Source organism: Elstera cyanobacteriorum (assembly GCF_002251735.1).
GTDB lineage: Bacteria > Pseudomonadota > Alphaproteobacteria > Elsterales > Elsteraceae > Elstera > Elstera cyanobacteriorum.
In genome coordinates this window covers 73031-89664 of sequence record NZ_NOXS01000025.1, presented here as the reverse complement: position 1 = coordinate 89664, position 16634 = coordinate 73031, and the positions used below count along the sequence as shown (strand labels likewise).

At 63.6% G+C, this 16634-nt stretch carries 15 protein-coding genes and 1 tRNA gene; 7 read left to right on the top strand and 9 right to left on the bottom strand.

The features are described from left to right. The first annotated feature begins 11 nt into the window (after positions 1–11). From CHR90_RS03320 to CHR90_RS03305, 4 genes are read left to right on the top strand one after another with little or no spacing between them, the layout of a single operon-like run. Positions 12–1157 (top strand): extracellular solute-binding protein, encoded by a 1146-nt coding sequence (locus CHR90_RS03320; protein WP_094407558.1) that lies wholly within the window; start codon positions 12–14, stop codon positions 1155–1157. Between the two features lie 58 nt (positions 1158–1215). Next, the gene (locus tag CHR90_RS03315) at positions 1216–2055 is read left to right on the top strand and encodes an ABC transporter permease (protein WP_212668596.1); all 840 of its coding nucleotides are present in this window, start codon (positions 1216–1218) and stop codon (positions 2053–2055) included. Beyond that, positions 2048–2845, top strand: coding sequence for an ABC transporter permease (locus CHR90_RS03310; protein WP_094407557.1), 798 nt, complete (start codon positions 2048–2050; stop codon positions 2843–2845). Before CHR90_RS03315 ends, CHR90_RS03310 begins: the two co-directional genes overlap by 8 nt. Then, complete coding sequence (locus CHR90_RS03305) at positions 2845–3588, top strand: MBL fold metallo-hydrolase (RefSeq protein WP_094407556.1); 744 nt, start codon at positions 2845–2847, stop codon at positions 3586–3588. Before CHR90_RS03310 ends, CHR90_RS03305 begins: the two co-directional genes overlap by 1 nt. Before the next feature lie 28 nt (positions 3589–3616). On the opposite strand, the gene CHR90_RS03300 is transcribed toward CHR90_RS03305, so the two are convergent. From CHR90_RS03300 to CHR90_RS03265, 8 genes are all read right to left on the bottom strand, one after another. Then, complete coding sequence (locus tag CHR90_RS03300) at positions 3617–4402, bottom strand: inositol monophosphatase family protein (protein ID WP_094407555.1); 786 nt, start codon at positions 4400–4402, stop codon at positions 3617–3619. Positions 4403–4567: 165 nt separating this feature from the next. Then, entirely contained in the window at positions 4568–4969 is a 402-nt protein-coding gene (msrB, locus tag CHR90_RS03295; protein ID WP_094407554.1) for a peptide-methionine (R)-S-oxide reductase MsrB, read from the bottom strand. 160 nt (positions 4970–5129) lie between these two features. Next, positions 5130–5205 (bottom strand) — tRNA-Glu (locus CHR90_RS03290). A gap of 123 nt (positions 5206–5328) precedes the next feature. After that, the gene (recJ, locus tag CHR90_RS03285; protein ID WP_094407553.1) at positions 5329–7119 is read right to left on the bottom strand and encodes a single-stranded-DNA-specific exonuclease RecJ; all 1791 of its coding nucleotides are present in this window, start codon (positions 7117–7119) and stop codon (positions 5329–5331) included. A gap of 1 nt (position 7120) precedes the next feature. Further along, complete coding sequence (gene glpX, locus CHR90_RS03280) at positions 7121–8080, bottom strand: class II fructose-bisphosphatase (RefSeq protein ID WP_094407599.1); 960 nt, start codon at positions 8078–8080, stop codon at positions 7121–7123. An 82-nt stretch (positions 8081–8162) separates the two neighbouring features. Further along, on the bottom strand, positions 8163–9464 hold the full coding sequence (locus tag CHR90_RS03275; RefSeq protein WP_094407552.1) for a homoserine dehydrogenase: 1302 nt from the start codon (positions 9462–9464) through the stop codon (positions 8163–8165). Between the two features lie 42 nt (positions 9465–9506). Next, a complete protein-coding gene (locus tag CHR90_RS03270) occupies positions 9507–10733 on the bottom strand; it encodes an LL-diaminopimelate aminotransferase (RefSeq protein ID WP_094407551.1) in 1227 nt (408 codons plus the stop codon). 84 nt (positions 10734–10817) lie between these two features. Then, the gene (locus tag CHR90_RS03265) at positions 10818–11864 is read right to left on the bottom strand and encodes an OmpA family protein (protein WP_094407550.1); all 1047 of its coding nucleotides are present in this window, start codon (positions 11862–11864) and stop codon (positions 10818–10820) included. Between the two features lie 191 nt (positions 11865–12055). Here CHR90_RS03265 and CHR90_RS03260 point away from each other — a divergent pair, with 191 nt between their 5' ends. Genes CHR90_RS03260 through CHR90_RS03250 form a run of 3 tightly spaced genes read left to right on the top strand, consistent with a single transcriptional unit; the run spans position 12056 to position 15640 of the window. Beyond that, positions 12056–13879 (top strand): PHA/PHB synthase family protein, encoded by a 1824-nt coding sequence (locus CHR90_RS03260; RefSeq protein ID WP_170941271.1) that lies wholly within the window; start codon positions 12056–12058, stop codon positions 13877–13879. Continuing rightward, complete coding sequence (locus tag CHR90_RS03255) at positions 13860–14663, top strand: ABC transporter substrate-binding protein (protein WP_170941270.1); 804 nt, start codon at positions 13860–13862, stop codon at positions 14661–14663. Before CHR90_RS03260 ends, CHR90_RS03255 begins: the two co-directional genes overlap by 20 nt. Continuing rightward, positions 14663–15640 carry a threonine-phosphate decarboxylase gene (locus CHR90_RS03250; RefSeq protein ID WP_094407548.1) on the top strand — a complete coding sequence of 326 codons (978 nt, stop codon included), beginning with the start codon at positions 14663–14665 and terminating at the stop codon, positions 15638–15640. Before CHR90_RS03255 ends, CHR90_RS03250 begins: the two co-directional genes overlap by 1 nt. Here the strand turns inward: CHR90_RS03250 and cbiB are convergent. Further along, the gene (gene cbiB / locus CHR90_RS03245; RefSeq protein WP_094407547.1) at positions 15637–16593 is read right to left on the bottom strand and encodes an adenosylcobinamide-phosphate synthase CbiB; all 957 of its coding nucleotides are present in this window, start codon (positions 16591–16593) and stop codon (positions 15637–15639) included. The two genes, CHR90_RS03250 and cbiB, sit on opposite strands and share 4 nt — an antisense overlap. Positions 16594–16634: the final 41 nt, after the last annotated feature.

The following is a 16634-nucleotide window of genomic DNA, read 5'->3' as shown; positions in this document are numbered from 1 at the left end:
GGAGTTTCGCTATGACGACGTTTCGTGGTTTCCGGGTGGCGGCGCTGACCGCCGTTAGCCTGCTCGCCCTTTCCGCCGGGGCCAATGCCCAGGTCACGCTGAACGTCGTAACGGCGGGCGACCAAAATATGGTCGATTACGTCATCGACTTCCTCGGCCCGAAGTTCGAAGCCAAGAACCCCGGCGTGAAGGTTCGCGCCATTGGCACCGGTCCGGGCGATGCCGGCTCGCAGGCCGTCTTCGAAAAGCTGAAGGCGCAGAAAAGCCAGGATAAGTGGGACGTCGATGTCGCCGTTGTCCATCAGGTCATCGCCGGGCCGATGCTGAAGGAAGAGCTGCTGGAGAATTACACTGGCAAGATCGAGAGCGGGAAGCTCGCTACCCGCGATTCGGCCAAAAACGCCCTCGGCGCCAATGTGCAGGGCTATGTGATGCCGATGTTCAACAGCCAGATCGCCATCGCCTATAACCCGGATATGGTCAAGGACGTGCCGACGACCTATCAGGCGCTCGCCGATTGGGCCAAGGCCAACCCGAAGAAATTCGGCTATAATGGCATCAAAGGCGGCATGTCCGGCGTCGGCTTCGTCACCGGCTGGATTTACGCTTTCGCCCCCAATGGTCTCGCCACCACCACCGCCTACGACGCCAACGCCAAGGCGGGCTGGAAGGATGCGCTGGCGGGCCTGAAGGAGTTCAATAAGAACGCCACCATCACCCCGGGCAATGCCGGAACGCTCGATATGCTCGGTCGTGGCGAAATCGCCATGGGTCCGGTGTGGGTCGATATGTTCTATAGCTGGATGGCCGACGGCAAGATCAGCCCGAAGACCAAGCTGGTGCTGCTCGGTCCAGGGATGCCCGGCCAGCCGATGTACTATACGCTGCCCGCCAAGGCCGCCCATAAGGACATCGCCCTGAAGTTCATCGACTTCGCCGCCAGCCCGGAAATCCAGGCTGAAGGTATCGTCAAGCGCTTCAACTGGTACCCTGGCATCGATGCCCAATACGTGCAGAAGTCGCTGGACCAGAAGACCTGGGACAAGCTGTTCACCGATGTGACGCCGGCGGACCTCGCCGCCAAGGGCAAGACCTTCCCGGTCGCCGCCCACCTGAAGGAAATTCAGGAAAGCTACGAAGCGAACGTGACGCAGTAAGGCGCCCGGTGCGTTAGGGGATTAGCCCCTAGCGCACCGCCCCCGCCAGGAGACTATCTTGACCGAAAGCCGTTGGACATCGCTGCTGATGATTGCCCCGGCCCTGCTGATCGTGCTGGGGCTGTTTCTGGTGCCTCTGGGACTTTCAGTCCAGCAGGCGTTTGTCGATCCTACGGGCGGGGTATCGCTCGCGAATTTTGCCAAGGCGATCGCGCTCTACGGCAAAGATATTCTATTCACGCTGCTGATCGTCGGGCTGGCAACGGGGCTAACCGGTTTGATCGCGGTCAGCGTCGGCGGTTATCTGGTGCTGGCAACGGGGCCGCGCACGGTTTCGGCGCTGCGCTGGCTGTTCCGCCTGCCTTTGTTCATTCCCTTCGTCGTCGTCGCCCAGATGATGCGGACGTTTCTGGCGAAATTCGGCCTGTTTAACAATCTGCTGATGACGCTCGGGCTGCTGACGCCCGAAACTGCCCAAGGCATGCTGGACTGGCGCGGCATCGTCTTCGCCTTCGTTTGGAAGCAGGCGGCCTTTGCCGCGCTGGTGATCGGCGGCGCGATGGCGGCGCTGGATAAATCGACCATCGAGGCGGCGCGCGACCTCGGCGCCTCCCGCCCGCGCATTCTGGTGCAGATCATTCTGCCACAGGTGCGCACGACCGTAATGGTCACGCTGGTGCTGTCTTACGTGATGATGCTCTCGGTTCTCTCTGTTCCCATAATACTGGGCACTGAGTCGCCGACGATGATCACGGTCGATATGGCTTGGCGGGTGAATTCCTACCGCGATTATGGCGTTGCCAATGCGCTGGGGGTGATTTCGCTGCTCATGGCCTCCTCCGTCGCCTGGATCTACCTGCGCCATGCCGCGAAGGAGAAGGGGCAGACCTATGGTTAAGCTGCTGCCCCGCGCACTGCTGCTCGCCCTCGTCGGCTTTCTCATCCTCGGGCCGATTTCGAATATCCTGATCTGGGCCTTCGCCGAGCAATGGTTCTTCCCGGCCAAACTGCCGACCGAATGGGGCTTTAAGTTCTGGGAACGGGTGTTCCGCCCGCGCGCCGGGGCGATGGACGCGATGATCAACAGCGTGGTTATCGCGCTGCTAACGGTCGGCGTGTCGATGTTGCTGGCCGTTCCGGCGGGCTATGCCCTGGCCCGGCGCCGCATGCCGCTGCGGGCGCTGGTGATGCTGCTGTTCCTGCTGCCGCAAGCCATCCCCGCCGTCGCGGTCCATCAGAGCATCGGCCAGATTTTCTACCAGATCGGCCTGAATGGTACGATTCCGGGCGTCGTGCTGGTGCATACGCTGCAAGGGCTGGTATTCGCCGTCTGGATCACCTCCGCCAGCTTCGCCGCCGTGGACCGGGATTTGGAAGCCGCCGCGCGCGACCTTGGGGCCGCGCCGTTCAAAGTCTTCACCTCCGTCACGTTACCGCTGGCGCTACCGGGGCTGATCGCCAGCGCGATTTTCGTCTTTCTCGGGTCCATCGACGAATTTACCGGCACCTTCTTCGTCGGCGTGCCCGATGTGCAGACGCTGCCAATCCTGCTGTATACCGCCGCGATGCAGGGGAATTATCAGATCGCTTCGATCACCTCGATCTTCCTGCTCGCCCCCTCGCTTCTCTTCATGGTCATCGTCGAGCGTTTTTTGAAAGCCGATGTGGCCGGTAAAATCGGAACATAATGATCGAGATTGATATTCTGGGTTGCGGCGAGGCATTCGACCCCGACCGCGCCAATTCCGCCGTGCTGGTGACGGCGGAAGGCTTCCGCCTGCTGATCGACTGCGGCCAGGGCGTGCCGCAAGCCGTGTGGCAGCGGTCCGACGATGCGGGCTTTATCGATGCGGTCTATTTTACCCATCTGCACGTCGATCATTGCGGCGGCTTGCCCGCGCTGGTCGATCATATGGCGGCGCGCGGACGGGTGAAACCGCTGCCGATCCTGGCACCCGACGACGGGCTTGACCGGGTGGCAAGCGCCCTCGCCTTCGCCGCTTGGCCGAGTGCCACCCTGCCCTTCCCGGTGCCACTGTTGCCCGCGACCCGGCAGGAGAGCATCGGCCCGCTGCGCCTCGCCACCGCCCAGACCGACCATGCCGCAACGAATTACGCCCTGCGCTTAGATTTGGGCGACGCCAGCCTCTTTTACTCCGGCGACGGTCGCCCGACTAATGCCAGCCGCGCGCTGATGACCGGCGCGCGCGTCGCTTTCCACGAAACCCAGGCCCCCTCGGACAACACCCCGACCGAGGGCCACGCGGATTTCGAGACGGTCACGGCGCTGCTCGACAGCCAATCGCTCGGCCAACTCTGGCTTTATCATACCGAAGCCCGCGCCGACGCTACCTTCGCCCAAAAACTCCGCGCTCTCGGCAACCGCCAGATTCGCTTTGCCGAGGCGGGGCAGATCGTTCGGGTGCGGTGAGGCTAGGGGGCAAAGCCCCTGCCCCATCCTACCGCGTTAGTTTCACTAACAGATCATAGAGTTCCGGCGTCGCGGCGATGATTTCATTGCCCTGATGCAGCCCATCGTTTGCAAAGAAATCATTCACGCGCCCGCCCGCTTCGGTGACGAGCAGCAGGCCCGCGGCAACGTCCCAGGCGTTGATATGGTGTTCCCAAAACCCGTCCGACCGTCCGGCGGCAACATAGGCGACACCGAGGGAGCCGGAGCCCATGCGCCCGAACTCGCTTTTGCCTGCGAGGATACGGTCGAGCGCCCCAAGGGTTTCGCTATGGGGACGGCGGAAGCTAAAACCGATGCCAAAGCGGGCCTTCTGCGGGTCTTGTTGGCCAGTCACGCGCATCGGCTGGCCGTTGACGAAAGCGCCGTGTCCCCGGCGGGCGGTGAACATTTCCCCGACGATGGGATCGTAGATCAGCCCAATTTCAAGCTGGTCGCCAACCAATAGGCCGACGGAAACGCACCAATGGGGAATGCCGCGCAGGAAATTGGCGGTGCCATCGATAGGGTCGATGATCCAACAAGCCGCGCCTTGGCCGCCCTGGAAACCGCCCTCTTCGCCCAAGATGCGATCCTCGGGGAACAGACGGCGCAGGGCGCTGACGAGATGTTCCTCAGCGGCCCGGTCGGCGATGCTCACAACATCCTGCACGCCCTTATGCTCGATCACCAACTCGTGACGGCGGCGAAAGAAGTCGGCGGCCTTATCCCCCGCTTCGCGGGTCAGGCCCAGGGCAGCAGCATAACGCAGTTCGAGGTCGGCGGCGGACAGCATGTGAAATTTTCCTACAGTCTCACGAAAGGCCGCAGCATAGGCCCGCCCGCCCGCGCCGAGAAGCGGAATAGCGGCTTTTTGAATCAAGATTCTGCGGCTGGCTAAAAGCGGCCAGGATGGCCATCCGCCCGGCGAACAACACCGAGCGTGCCCCTTACCGATGGCTTACGCCGGAACGAACGTCAGCGCCACCCCGTTGATGCAATAGCGCAGATAGGTTGGCGGCGGGCCGTCCTCGAACACATGGCCCAGATGGCTGCCGCAGCGGGCACAATGAACTTCCGTGCGCACCATCCCGAATTTGCGGTCGACCTGAGTTCCTAAGGCCCCCGGTAGCGGATCGTTAAAGCTGGGCCAGCCGGTGCCGCTCTCGAACTTCTCGCCCGATTGAAACAAAGGCTGATCGCAGCCCGCACAGCAAAAACGCCCGGGCCGCTCTTCCCGCAACAGGGAACAGCTTCCCGGCGCTTCGGTGCCATGCGCTCGCATGATGCGATATTGTTCCGGCGTCAAAAGCGCCCGCCACTCCGCATCGCTACGGGTAACAGGAAAACCGCCCTTCTCCATCCTCGCCTCCGGGTCCGATCAGGTTGATCCCCGAGATTAGAATAAACCCGGGGCGGATAACATCATTGCGACAGCGGTACAGAGCGACGATCCAAAAAACAAAAAAGCTGCTAACCAGTTGGTTGCAGCTTTTTTTGACGATCGCCTTCCTTCGATGAGGTGGCGTCCCCAACGGGATTCGAACCCGTGTTACCAACGTGAAAGGCTGGTGTCCTAGGCCTCTAGACGATGGGGACGTCGTGGCGTGGGGGGTTGATAGCGCGGTTAAGGGGGAGGGGTCAAGCGGGAGTTTTTTCGGTGACCTGCGTTTCGTGACAAAAAGATGACTTCATCCGAAAAACATTATGAATATCAGATGATTAGATCATAATCGCCGCATCTTCGACAATCATCTGGACGCCATCCTGTCCCTGCCAAGTATCGCGGCGCAGGTGCCCGGCGATGTGGAAAAAGGCGCCGCGATGGTTCAGCAGGGCGTCGCCCAGCGGGGTTTCGGCCGCCCGAAAGGCAATCGCCTTCAGTCGCCCGCCCTGGGGACCGGTTAGGATCAGACGCACGTGGGCACCGCCGACCAGATCGGCCTTCACGCAGCGCGCCGGGGTGACGACGAAGCGCGGTTCGGAATTGCCCTGGCCGAAGGGGCCGAGACGCGCGACCTGGGTAAGCAGGTCTGGCGTTGCCCCCTGACAGTCGAGACTCGCGTCGATGGCCAAATGCGGCACCAGCGGCGCCCCCGCCAGATCATCGGTAATGCGCTGGGCCAGGAAGGCTTCGAGATCGGCCAGCTTATCCTGTGGCACAGTGAAGCCTGCCGCCATCGCGTGCCCGCCCCCCGCGACCAATAGGCCCGCCTGCCGCGCCGCAATCACCGCATCGCCCAAAGCGACGCCGGGCACCGAGCGGCCCGAGCCTTTACCGACGCCGTTTTCCAGCGCCACAACGCAGGCCGGACGGTGATAGCGCTCCTTGAGGCGGGAGGCGACGATACCGATCACCCCCGGGTGCCACCCTTCCCCCGCGACTAAGATCAGCGGCTGGTCCTTGGCGGGCGGGGCACTTTCGATCTTGGCGATGGCCTCTTCCTGCACCAGGGCTTCGATGGCACGGCGTTCTTCGTTGTAGTGATGCAACTGCCGGGCGATGGTTTGCGCTTCCAACGGGTCTTCGGTGGTCAGCAGGCGCGCGCCCAACGCAGCCTCCCCCACCCGTCCACCAGCGTTGACGCGCGGACCAAAAACAAAGCCGAGGTGATAGGCTTCCGGCGCCTCGTCCAGCCCCGCACTATCGGCGAGCGCCCGCAGGCCGAGCGTCCGGCGCTGGCGCAGCACAGCAAGGCCTTGGGTCACCAACGCGCGGTTCAGACCGGTGAGCGGCACGACATCAGCCACCGTGCCGAGGGCGACGATATCGAGCAGCCCCAGCAAATCGGGTTCCGCCCGTCCGGTTTCCTTGAAAAACCCCCGCTGGCGCAGCGTTCGGTTGACCGCGACGGCCAGCAGAAAGGCAACGCCAACAGCGGCGAGCGTGCGATGTTCAGTGGTTTCATCGAAGCGGTTGGGATTGACCACGGCCAGCGCGGGCGGCAAAGCCGGTTCGCCGACGTGGTGATCGCAGACGATCACCTTCACCCCCGCCTCGGCCGCCGCGCGCAACGGCTCGTGCGCCGTCGCACCGCAATCGACGGTGACGACCACCTCCGCCCCGCGTTCCTTCAGCGCTAGCAGCGCCGGGGCGTTCGGGCCATAGCCTTCGGTCATGCGGTCGGGAATATGGATCAACGGCGCCGGGCCGAGCGCGGCAAAGAAGCGGTACAGCAACGCCGTAGAGGTCGCGCCATCCACATCATAATCGCCGAACAGGCCAATCGTTGCGCCGCGCGCAACGCAGTCGGCCAAAGCCTCGGCGGCTTTATCCATATCAAGGAAGCTCGATGGGTCGGGCATCGCCCGCCGCAGCGTGGGGCTCAGAAAATCGTCCGCCGTTTCCAGCGTCACCCCCCGCCCCGCCATCAGCCGCCCGACGAGATCGGGCAGGCCGAGGCGCTGCGCGAGGGCGAGACCCAACCGGGCATCACCCCCACGATCAATCCAGCGCCGCCCGCCCAGCGAGCGGTCTACCCCCAGCAAGGCGGGTGCGGCGCCGGTCGTCATCTTAGCGGTCGATCGGCTTCAGCACCGTATTGTGCTGAGCCGTCACATGGCGCACCGTGCCGGTGGCCGACCGCATGATCAGCGAATGGGTGGAGGCGCCGCCGGGGAAGCGCCGCACGCCCTGCAACATCGCGCCATCGGTCACGCCGGTCGCCGCGAACATCACGTCGCCCTTAGCGAGATCGAGCATCGAGTACTTACGGTTGAAGTCCGTAATGCCCATACGGGTCGCCCGGCCGCGTTCGTCATCGTTGCGGAACAGCAGACGGCCCTGCATCTGGCCGCCGATGCAGCGCAGGGCAGCCGCCGCCAGCACACCTTCTGGCGCACCGCCCGACCCGAGGTAGAGATCGACGCCCGAATTCGGCTGAGCGGTCGCGATCACGCCCGACACATCGCCATCCGAGATCAGCATGATACGCGCGCCTGCCGTGCGGACTTTGGCGATCAGATCGGCATGGCGCGGCCGGTCGAGAATGCAGACGACGAGATCTTCAACGGCGAGCTTTTTGGCCTGCGCGAGATTCTTCAGATTTTCAGCCGGGTCCGCATCGATATCGACCACGCCCTCCGGCAGACCGCCGCCAACGGCGATCTTATCCATATAAACGTCCGGCGCGTTCAGGAAGCCACCGGCTTCGGCCATCGCGATGACGGCCAGGGCGTTTTGGCCACCCTTGGCGGTGATGGTCGTGCCTTCCAGCGGATCGAGGGCGATATCAATGCGCGGGCCTTGGCCCGTACCGACCTTTTCGCCGATGTACAGCATCGGGGCTTCGTCGCGCTCGCCTTCGCCGATGACCACCGTGCCATCGATATCGAGATCATTCAGCGCGCGGCGCATCGCATCGACGGCGGCCTGATCGGCGGCTTTTTCATCACCGCGCCCCATCAGGCGCGAGGCGGCGAGCGCCGCCGCTTCGGTCACGCGGATCGCCTCGAGGGCGAGGTTACGGTCCATCGACATGGGCAAATGTCTCCAAAAAGCCCCCGTCGGGCGCGGGGGCAAGAATGGGCAGGGTGATAGCGCTAAAGGCGGGCGCTTACAATTGTTCCATGATGCGGATGACGCGCGGCGGTTCCGTGACAGCGGGAATGGCGTCGATCCGGGCCAGCGCGCGGCGCATGGCGGCTTCATCCGTCTCATGGGTAGTTAGGACCACCGGCACGATTTCCCCCGGATTGCGACCGCGCTGGATCATGGCTTCCATCGAAACCTTTTCGTCGCGCAAAGCGCCCGCGATATCGGCAATCACCCCCGGCTGGTCGAGGACCATGAGGCGGACGTAATAGGCCCCCCGGTGCTTATCGATAGAGACGCTGGGGATCGGCTCCATATCCCCCACCGGCACGGCGAAGGTCGGTACGGTCACGCCGCGCGCAAGGTCGATGAGGTCCGAGACGACCGCCGACGCGGTCGGCCCGGCCCCGGCGCCCCGGCCAACGAGCATGGAGGTGCCCACCGCATCGCCTTCGGCCACCACGGCGTTATACACATCCTCGACCGAGGCAATCGCGCTATCGACCGGCACCATGCAGGGGTGAACCCGCTGTTCCAGCCCCGCATCCGTCCGCGCGGCAATGCCGAGCAGTTTGATGCGATAGCCAAGCTCTTCCGCAAAGGTGATATCCACCGCCGAAACGTGGCGGATGCCTTCCACATGCACCTTGTCGAACGCCACATCGGCCCCGAAGGCAACCGCCGCCAGGATCGATAGTTTATGCGCGGCGTCGATACCATCGACGTCGAAGGTTGGGTCGGCTTCAGCATAGCCGAGTTTTTGCGCATCGGTCAGCACGTCGGTAAAATCGCGGCCTTCCTGGCGCATCTTAGTCAGGATGTAATTGCAGGTGCCGTTGAGGATACCGTAGACGCGGCTGAAGCGGTTGGCCGCCAGCCCTTCGCGCAGCACTTTAATGACCGGAATACCGCCCGCCACCGCCGCTTCAAACGCCAGTGTTACGCCCTTGGCTTCGGCCATCCGCGCCAGCGCGGCGCCGTGATGGGCCAGCAGCGCCTTATTGGCCGTCACCACCGGCAGGCTCCGCGCAAGGGCCGATTCCACGGCCTCGCGCGCCACGCCTTCCGACCCGCCGATGAGTTCAACGAACACATCGATATCATTACGCCCGGTCAAATCGGCGGCGCTATCGGCCCAAGAGACCTGCGAGAGATCGACCCCACGGTCGCGGGTGCGGTCACGCGCGGCCACCGCCACCACTTCGATGGGACGACCGGCGCGCGCCGCGATTTCCTTGGCGTTCCGTTGCAACACCCCGACGACGCCCGCGCCGACAACCCCTAAACCGGCAATGCCGACGCGCAACGGTTTACGATCTTCCATAACCACTTCTCTCACTCTTAAATCGTCGTCGGGGCGAAACGCTTACTGCGCTGCCGCTTGCAGCACGGGTTTGTAGGCGGCATCGGCCACATCGTCGCGGCTTAGGAACGCCTTGATCGACCGGGCGGCCTGGCGCACGCGCTGCGGGTTTTCCACCAGCGCGAGACGGACGTGACCGTCGCCATATTCACCGAAACCAACACCGGGGGCGACCGCCACATCGGCTTCCAGCAGCAGACGCTTGGAAAATTCTAAGCTGCCGAGATGCTTAAAGCGGTCCGGGATCGGCGCCCAGGCAAACATGGTCGCGGGCGGGGACGGAATATCCCATCCGGCTTGCGCGAAGGATTGGATCATCACGTCGCGACGCTGCTTATACATGGCGCGGATTTCATCGACGCAATCTTGCGGGCCATTCAGCGCCGCCGTGGCCGCCACCTGGATCGGCGTAAACGCGCCGTAATCGAGGTAAGATTTGATCCGGGTCAGGGCGTTGATCAGCTTCTTATTGCCGACCGCAAACCCCATGCGCCAGCCGGGCATCGAGTAGGTCTTCGATAGGCTGCCGAATTCCACCGCAATATCCATCGCCCCCGGCACCTGCAGGATCGACGGCGGCGGGTTGTCATCGAAATAGATTTCCGAATAGGCGAGATCCGACAGGATCCAGATATTGCGCTTGCGGCAGAAATCCACGACATCGGCGTAGAAATCCAGCCCGCGCACTTCCGCCGTCGGGTTCGACGGGTAATTGACGATCAGCGCCGTCGGGGCCGGAACCGAATGTTTCGCCGCCCGCTCTAGCATATGCATAAAGTCGGTGCCTTCAGTCGTCGGCAGATGGCGGATGGACGCCCCCGCCATCATGAAGCCGAAGGCATGAATGGGATAGGAAGGGTTCGGCACCATAATGGTATCGCCGGGGCTGGTAATGGCATTGGCGAGGTTCGCCAACCCTTCCTTCGAGCCGAGCGTCGCCACCACTTCGGTTTCCGGGTCGAGCGGCACGTTAAACCGGCGCTCGTAATAACCCGCAATCGCCTTGCGCAGACCGGGAACGCCCTTGCTCATCGAGTAGCGATGGGCGCGCGGGTTCTGCACGGCTTCGATCAGCTTATCGACGATATGTTTCGGCGTCGGACTATCGGGGTTGCCCATGCCGAGGTCGATGACATCCCTGCCATTAGCTCGGGCGGCGGCTTTCAGCTTGTTCACTTCCGCAAAGACGTAAGGCGGTAAGCGGCGAATGCTGTGAAAGTCGCTGTCCATGTCTCGATCCTACGGGGACGAATGAAGGCCGTCCCGGCTGTCCCCACGCGCCGGGGCGGATTGTTCGTTTAGGCGCGGGCGGCCTTAGTCTTCAAGATAAATCTCGACCTTGCGGTTGGCGGCTTCCCCGGCGGGTGCGGCCTCGTCGAAGACCGCCGCCTGATCGCCCGCGGCGCGCACGGTGACCATCAGCGCCTTAACACCTAAGCGTTGTAAGGCTTTGCGGGTATTTTCCGCACGCGCTGCGCTGATTTTTTGATTGAAAGTTTCGCGTTTTAGCAGGTCATTCGTCTCCGCCCGGCGGCTTGCATGGCCGACCAGCACCAGACGCTGACCTCGGGATTTTTGGATCGCCGCGACCTGTTTCAGCACCGATAGCGCCGCCCCATCGAGCTGGGCAGACCCATCGCGGAAATAGAGCGTCGCCAGCGATGGAACGCTTGGCCCCGGCGCGCCGATATAGGTCGTCGGGGTCGGATCGGCGCCAGAGGCAGCGACCATCGCCTGAAGTTTCGCATCGATATCGGCGCCGGATTTCAGCGGCAGCGGCGCAGCCGGGGGCGGGGGCGGAACCGGAACGGCGGCGCTGATTGGCGCTGGTGCGGGCGGAACCGAGACGGACGCGGCCTGCGGTACCAGATCGACCGGCGCGGGCGGCGGGGCTTCCGGTGCCGGTTGCCGGGGATCAGACGGCGGCGCGGCGGGCATCCCCAGGCGGGACGGTTGCACCTCGCCGATTTTCTGAACTGTCACCGGTTGCGGCGCCGGGGCCGATCCGGGCGGCGCTTCGGTCGGACGAAAATTCGATTGCACGGGGAAATTGCCATCGGGCGGTACTGCCGCCGCCGCCCCTTCGGGATAGGGCCGCCGGATGGGATCAGCGCTATAGCGCGCATTGGCGCGGTCCGCCGCCAACCCGTCGCGCGCGGTTTGCCGTTCGGCCGGATCCGACCGGGGCGCCGGACGCGCGGGCACGCTGCCAAGATTGGGATAGGTGCCGTCATCGGCGGTCTTTGTATTGGTGAACAGGCCAAGATCGCTACAGCCGCTCAGCAAAACCGCCAGCAGCGATGCCGATACCAACCGGCCCATCCGCATCCCGCCGTGTTTCGTTGTGCCCCGATCACCCATGCTCGTCCCCTGCGCAAACCCTATGCAACGCTTTCCGGCTGCGACCGTGCTTCATCCATGCTATCCAGGGGAAGCGCGAACCGCGCGGACAGAACACGCAAAAACCCCCGTCCTGGCAAGCAAAACCAGTACCCGGCGGGGCGGTTCATCCGCGAAAGGCCGCGCCAAAACCAAGGGGAGGGAGGACAAACATGACCCAAAAGCAGCAAACCCCCAATCAGGCCGCCCCTGAAACACCCACCATCGGCCTGCCCGATCCGGTGGAATGGTCGCGCGTGATGGGCGATATCGCCGAACGCAGCCATTCTGTGCTGGCCGCTTTCATCGAACGGCATCGGGATAACCCGTTGCTGGCCGATCCTGGCCGAACCAGTTCGATTGCTTCTGCGTTTTTGGAAATGACCGCGCGGTTGATGACCGATCCCGCCAAACTCATCCAAGCGCAGGTAGAGCTTTGGGGCGAATATCTGAACCTTTGGCAAAGCGCGGCGCGGCGCTGGATGGGGGAAGAAGCGGCCCCCATCGTTACCCCGAACCGCGACGACAAGCGGTTTAAAGATGCCGCCTGGAACGAAAATGTTCTGTTCGATTACATCAAGCAATCCTACCTGCTGGCGGCACGCTGGATGCAGAACCAGGTGCGCGAGGTCGAAGGGTTGGACCCAGCCACCGCCCGTAAGGTCGATTTCTATACGCGCCAGTTCGTTGATGCGATGGCGCCCTCCAACTTCCTGCTGACCAATCCGGAAGTGCTGCGCAAGACACTAGAAACCGGCGGCAAAAATCTGCTCGACGGGCTTCAGAACCTCGTCGAGGATTTGGAAAAGGGTAACGGCGAACTCAAGATTTCGATGACCGATACCGAAGCCTTCGAGATTGGCCGTAATGTTGCGACCACTCCGGGTGCGGTCGTATTTCGTAATGATCTGATCGAGTTGATTCAGTATACCCCTAGTACGGAGACGGTTCAGAAGATTCCGCTGCTGATTGTTCCGCCGTGGATTAACAAATATTATATTCTGGATTTGAAACCGCAAAATTCCTTCATCAAATGGGCTGTCGATCAGGGGATTACGGTTTTTTGCGTTTCCTGGGTGAACCCAGACGCCAGCCTTTCCGGTAAAACTTTTGCCGATTACATGAAAGAAGGCACGCTGGCGGCGCTGGACGCGGTGCTGGAGATTACCGGCGAGCCGAAAGCCAATATGATCGGCTATTGCCTGGGCGGCATCCTGACCGCCAGCACCCTCGCCTATCTTGCCGCGAAGCGCCGCGCGCCCGTCAATAGCGTTACGTATTTTACCACAATGGTGGATTTTACCGAGGCAGGCGAACTATCGGTCTTTATTGATGAAGAACAGCTTCAGTCGCTGGAAGCGCGCATGGCACGAAACGGTGTGCTGGAAGGCAAGGAGATGGCCAACAGCTTTAATATGCTGCGGGCCAATGATTTGATCTGGTCCTTCGTCATCAATAACTATTTGCTCGGCAAAGACCCTTTCCCCTTCGATCTTCTGTATTGGAACGGCGATTCCACCCGCATGCCCGCCGCCATGCACAGCTTCTACCTGCGCAAAATGTATCAGCAGAATTTGCTGGTAGAACCGGGCGGTATCGAGCTGGATGGCGTGAAGATCGATCTGCGCAAAGTGAAAGTGCCGACCATCATCGTTTCGGCGCGGGAAGATCATATCGCCCCGTGGAAAAGCACCTATATCGGCACGCAGGTCTATGGTGGGCCGGTGCAATTCCTGCTTGGCGGCTCCGGCCATATTGCCGGGATCGTCAATCCGCCCGCCGCGAACAAATATATGCATTGGACACGCCCGGACTGCCCGCCAACGCCCGACGCTTGGCTGGAGGGGGCCGAACAGCGCCCTGGTTCCTGGTGGCCGACGTGGCGGGAGTGGCTGCGCGACAAATCCGGCCCGGATGTTCCGGCCCGCGCGCTCGGGTCGGCAAAACATCCGGTGCTGGAGGCCGCGCCCGGCTCCTATGTCAAAGTTCGTTCTTAGTCTGCTGCTGGCGGCGGTTCTAAGCGGAACCGCCCAAGCCGCCCCGCCGCAGCGGGTGATTTCGACCAATCTTTGTGCCGATCAACTGGTGTTGGGGCTGCTGCCGCGCGACCGGATTGCCGCCGTCTCCCCCCTCGCCGCCGACCCAAGCCTATCGGCGGCGGCGAGCACAGCGCGCGGCCTGCCGGTGGTCATGCCCAGTGCCGAAGACGTGATCCGCCATCGCCCCGATCTGGTGGTGGCGGGCAGTTTCCGGGAGCGCAAGGCGGCGGAAATCGTCGCGCGCCAGGGGATCGCCGTGCATCGCCTGCCCGCCCCCGATAGTCTTGCCGCGACCCACGCCATGATCCGCGCCCTCGCCGCCCGGTTAGAGGTGCCGGAGGCGGGCGACGCGATGATCGCCGATCTTACCCGCCAACTCGCCGACGCTCAGGCTTCCGGTGGAATGGGTCGCACAGCCTTGGTTTGGCGCCCGAATGGCTATACGTCCGGCCCGCAATCGATCAGCGGCGAAATCCTGGCAGCGGTCGGCTTCCGCAATCTCGCGGGCGACTTGGGCGTCTCGCGCAGCGGCACGCTCTCCGTCGAAGCGGTTCTCGCCGCCAAACCCGATGTGCTGGTGCTCGACGAGCACATGAACCAAGCCACATCGCGCGCCCAAGCGCTCGTCGTTCATCCGGCCCTGGCCGCCCTGGCAGCCGAACGCCGCCGTGTGCCGACCGCTGCGTGGATTTGTGCCGGGCCGAGCCTCGCCGACGCCGCCCGCGCCTTGGCGGCCTCCTAATGCTACCGCCCGCGCTTCTGTACCACGGCGGCGATATTGCCGCCGCCCACGCCCGCTGGCCCGATTGGAAAGGCCCGTGGCTCGATCTTTCGACAGGGATCAACCCCTGGCCCTGGCGAGTGCCGAAACTGCCGAAGGAGATGTTGGCCCGTCTGCCCACGCCCGCCGAGCGGCAAAACCTGCTGACCGCCGCCCGCCGCGCCTATGCCCTGCCGCCCGATGCGGGCCTCGCCGCCGTTCCGGGCAGCGAGGCCGCCATTCACTTGTTGCCGCGCTTGCTGCCGCCGGGCCATGTCTGCCTGCTCGGTCCAACCTACGGCGGGCATCGCGCCGGATGGGAAGCGGCGGGCCATCGGGTCACCGAGGCCCCGGAACCAACCGCCGCGGATGTACTGGTCTTCTGCCGCCCGAATAATCCGACAGGGGAGACCTATCCCGGTCTTGACCTTGATGACCTAGCCGGGCGCTACCGGCTGATCGTCGTCGATGAGGCCTATGCCGATACCGCCCCGGCCCCGCTGGTTCAAAGGCCCGGCGTCGTCGGGCTGCGGTCGTTCGGCAAATTCTTCGGTCTCGCGGGCCTGCGCCTGGGCTTCGTTTGGGGCGATCCCACGTTTACCGATCCGTTGGAAGCGATGCTGGGATCATGGAGCCTTGGCCCCCAGGCCCTACACTGGGGAACCGAGGCACTGCAGGATAAAACTTGGCACACGATCACCCGCAACCGTCTGCGCCGGGAAAGCGCCAAACTGGCCGAAAGCCTGACGACCGCAGGCCTGCCGCTGCATGGGCGCACGGATTTCTTCTGTCTTGTGGAAACACCGGACGCGCACCGCATCGCCGACCGGCTGGGCCAGCAGGGCATTCTCGTCCGCGCCTTCGCCGCGCAACCGACTTGGCTGCGCATCGGCCTGCCGCCGTCAATGAAAGTGCGCGGGCGCTTCATTCAAGCCCTCTGGGCGGCGCGGGCGGGTTAAACCAGCACCCGAAGCCCTGCCGCCAGCAGCACCGCCAAAACCGCCGCACCGCGCATCAGGCGCACGGCAGCGCGAATATCGCCCGCCGTTGCCGCTGCCCGCCCCCCATCGTTCATCCACCCATCCTCGACGATCTCCGCCCCATAACGGCGCGGCCCGGCCAGCGCCAAGCCAAGCGCGCCCGCCATCGCCGCTTCCGGCCACCCGGCATTGGGGGAGCGGTGATGCCCCGCATCGCGCGCCATCGCCCGCAGCGCCTGCCGCCCGTCATGCCTTAGAAAAAAAGCCGCCCCCGCGATCGCCGCCCCCGCAAGCCGCGCTGGAAGCAGGTTCACGAGATCGTCCAGCCGGGCGGAGGCCCAGCCAAAGGCAGCGTAACGGGCGGTGCGATGCCCCACCATACTATCGGCGGTATTGATGATCTTATAGCCAACGATCCCCGGCAGCCCGAACAGGGCGAACCAGAACAGCGGCGCAACGAACCCATCAGAAAAATTCTCTGCCGCCGACTCGATCGCCGCCCGCGCCACCGCCGCCGCGTCCAAAACCTCGGGATCGCGCCCGACGATCATTGAAACCGCCTGCCGACCGTCGGCGAGAGACACCTCCAGCCCCCTAGCAACGGCAAGCACATGATCCGCCAAGCTCTTTTGCGCCAAGAGCACAGCCCCACCGAGAAGAGTAAGCGCAACCGCCGCCCCTTCCGGCACGATGGCCAACAACCCCAGGCTTGACCCGACGCCAACCGAGAGCCATAGCGCCAGCGCTAGAAGCCCGAGCGCCCGCCGCCGGGCGGAGCCACCCCGGTTCAAACGCGCTTCGGTCAGGGTGATCATCCGCCCGACCCAAACGACCGGATGCGGCACCCGGCGCCAAACGATCGGCGGATCGCCAATCACTGCATCTAAAAGCGCGGCAGCGAGTATAATGGGGGAAGAAATCGGCCCGAGCATGGCGCGACCTTACCGCCCTGCCCGGTCCGCCGCACTGGTCT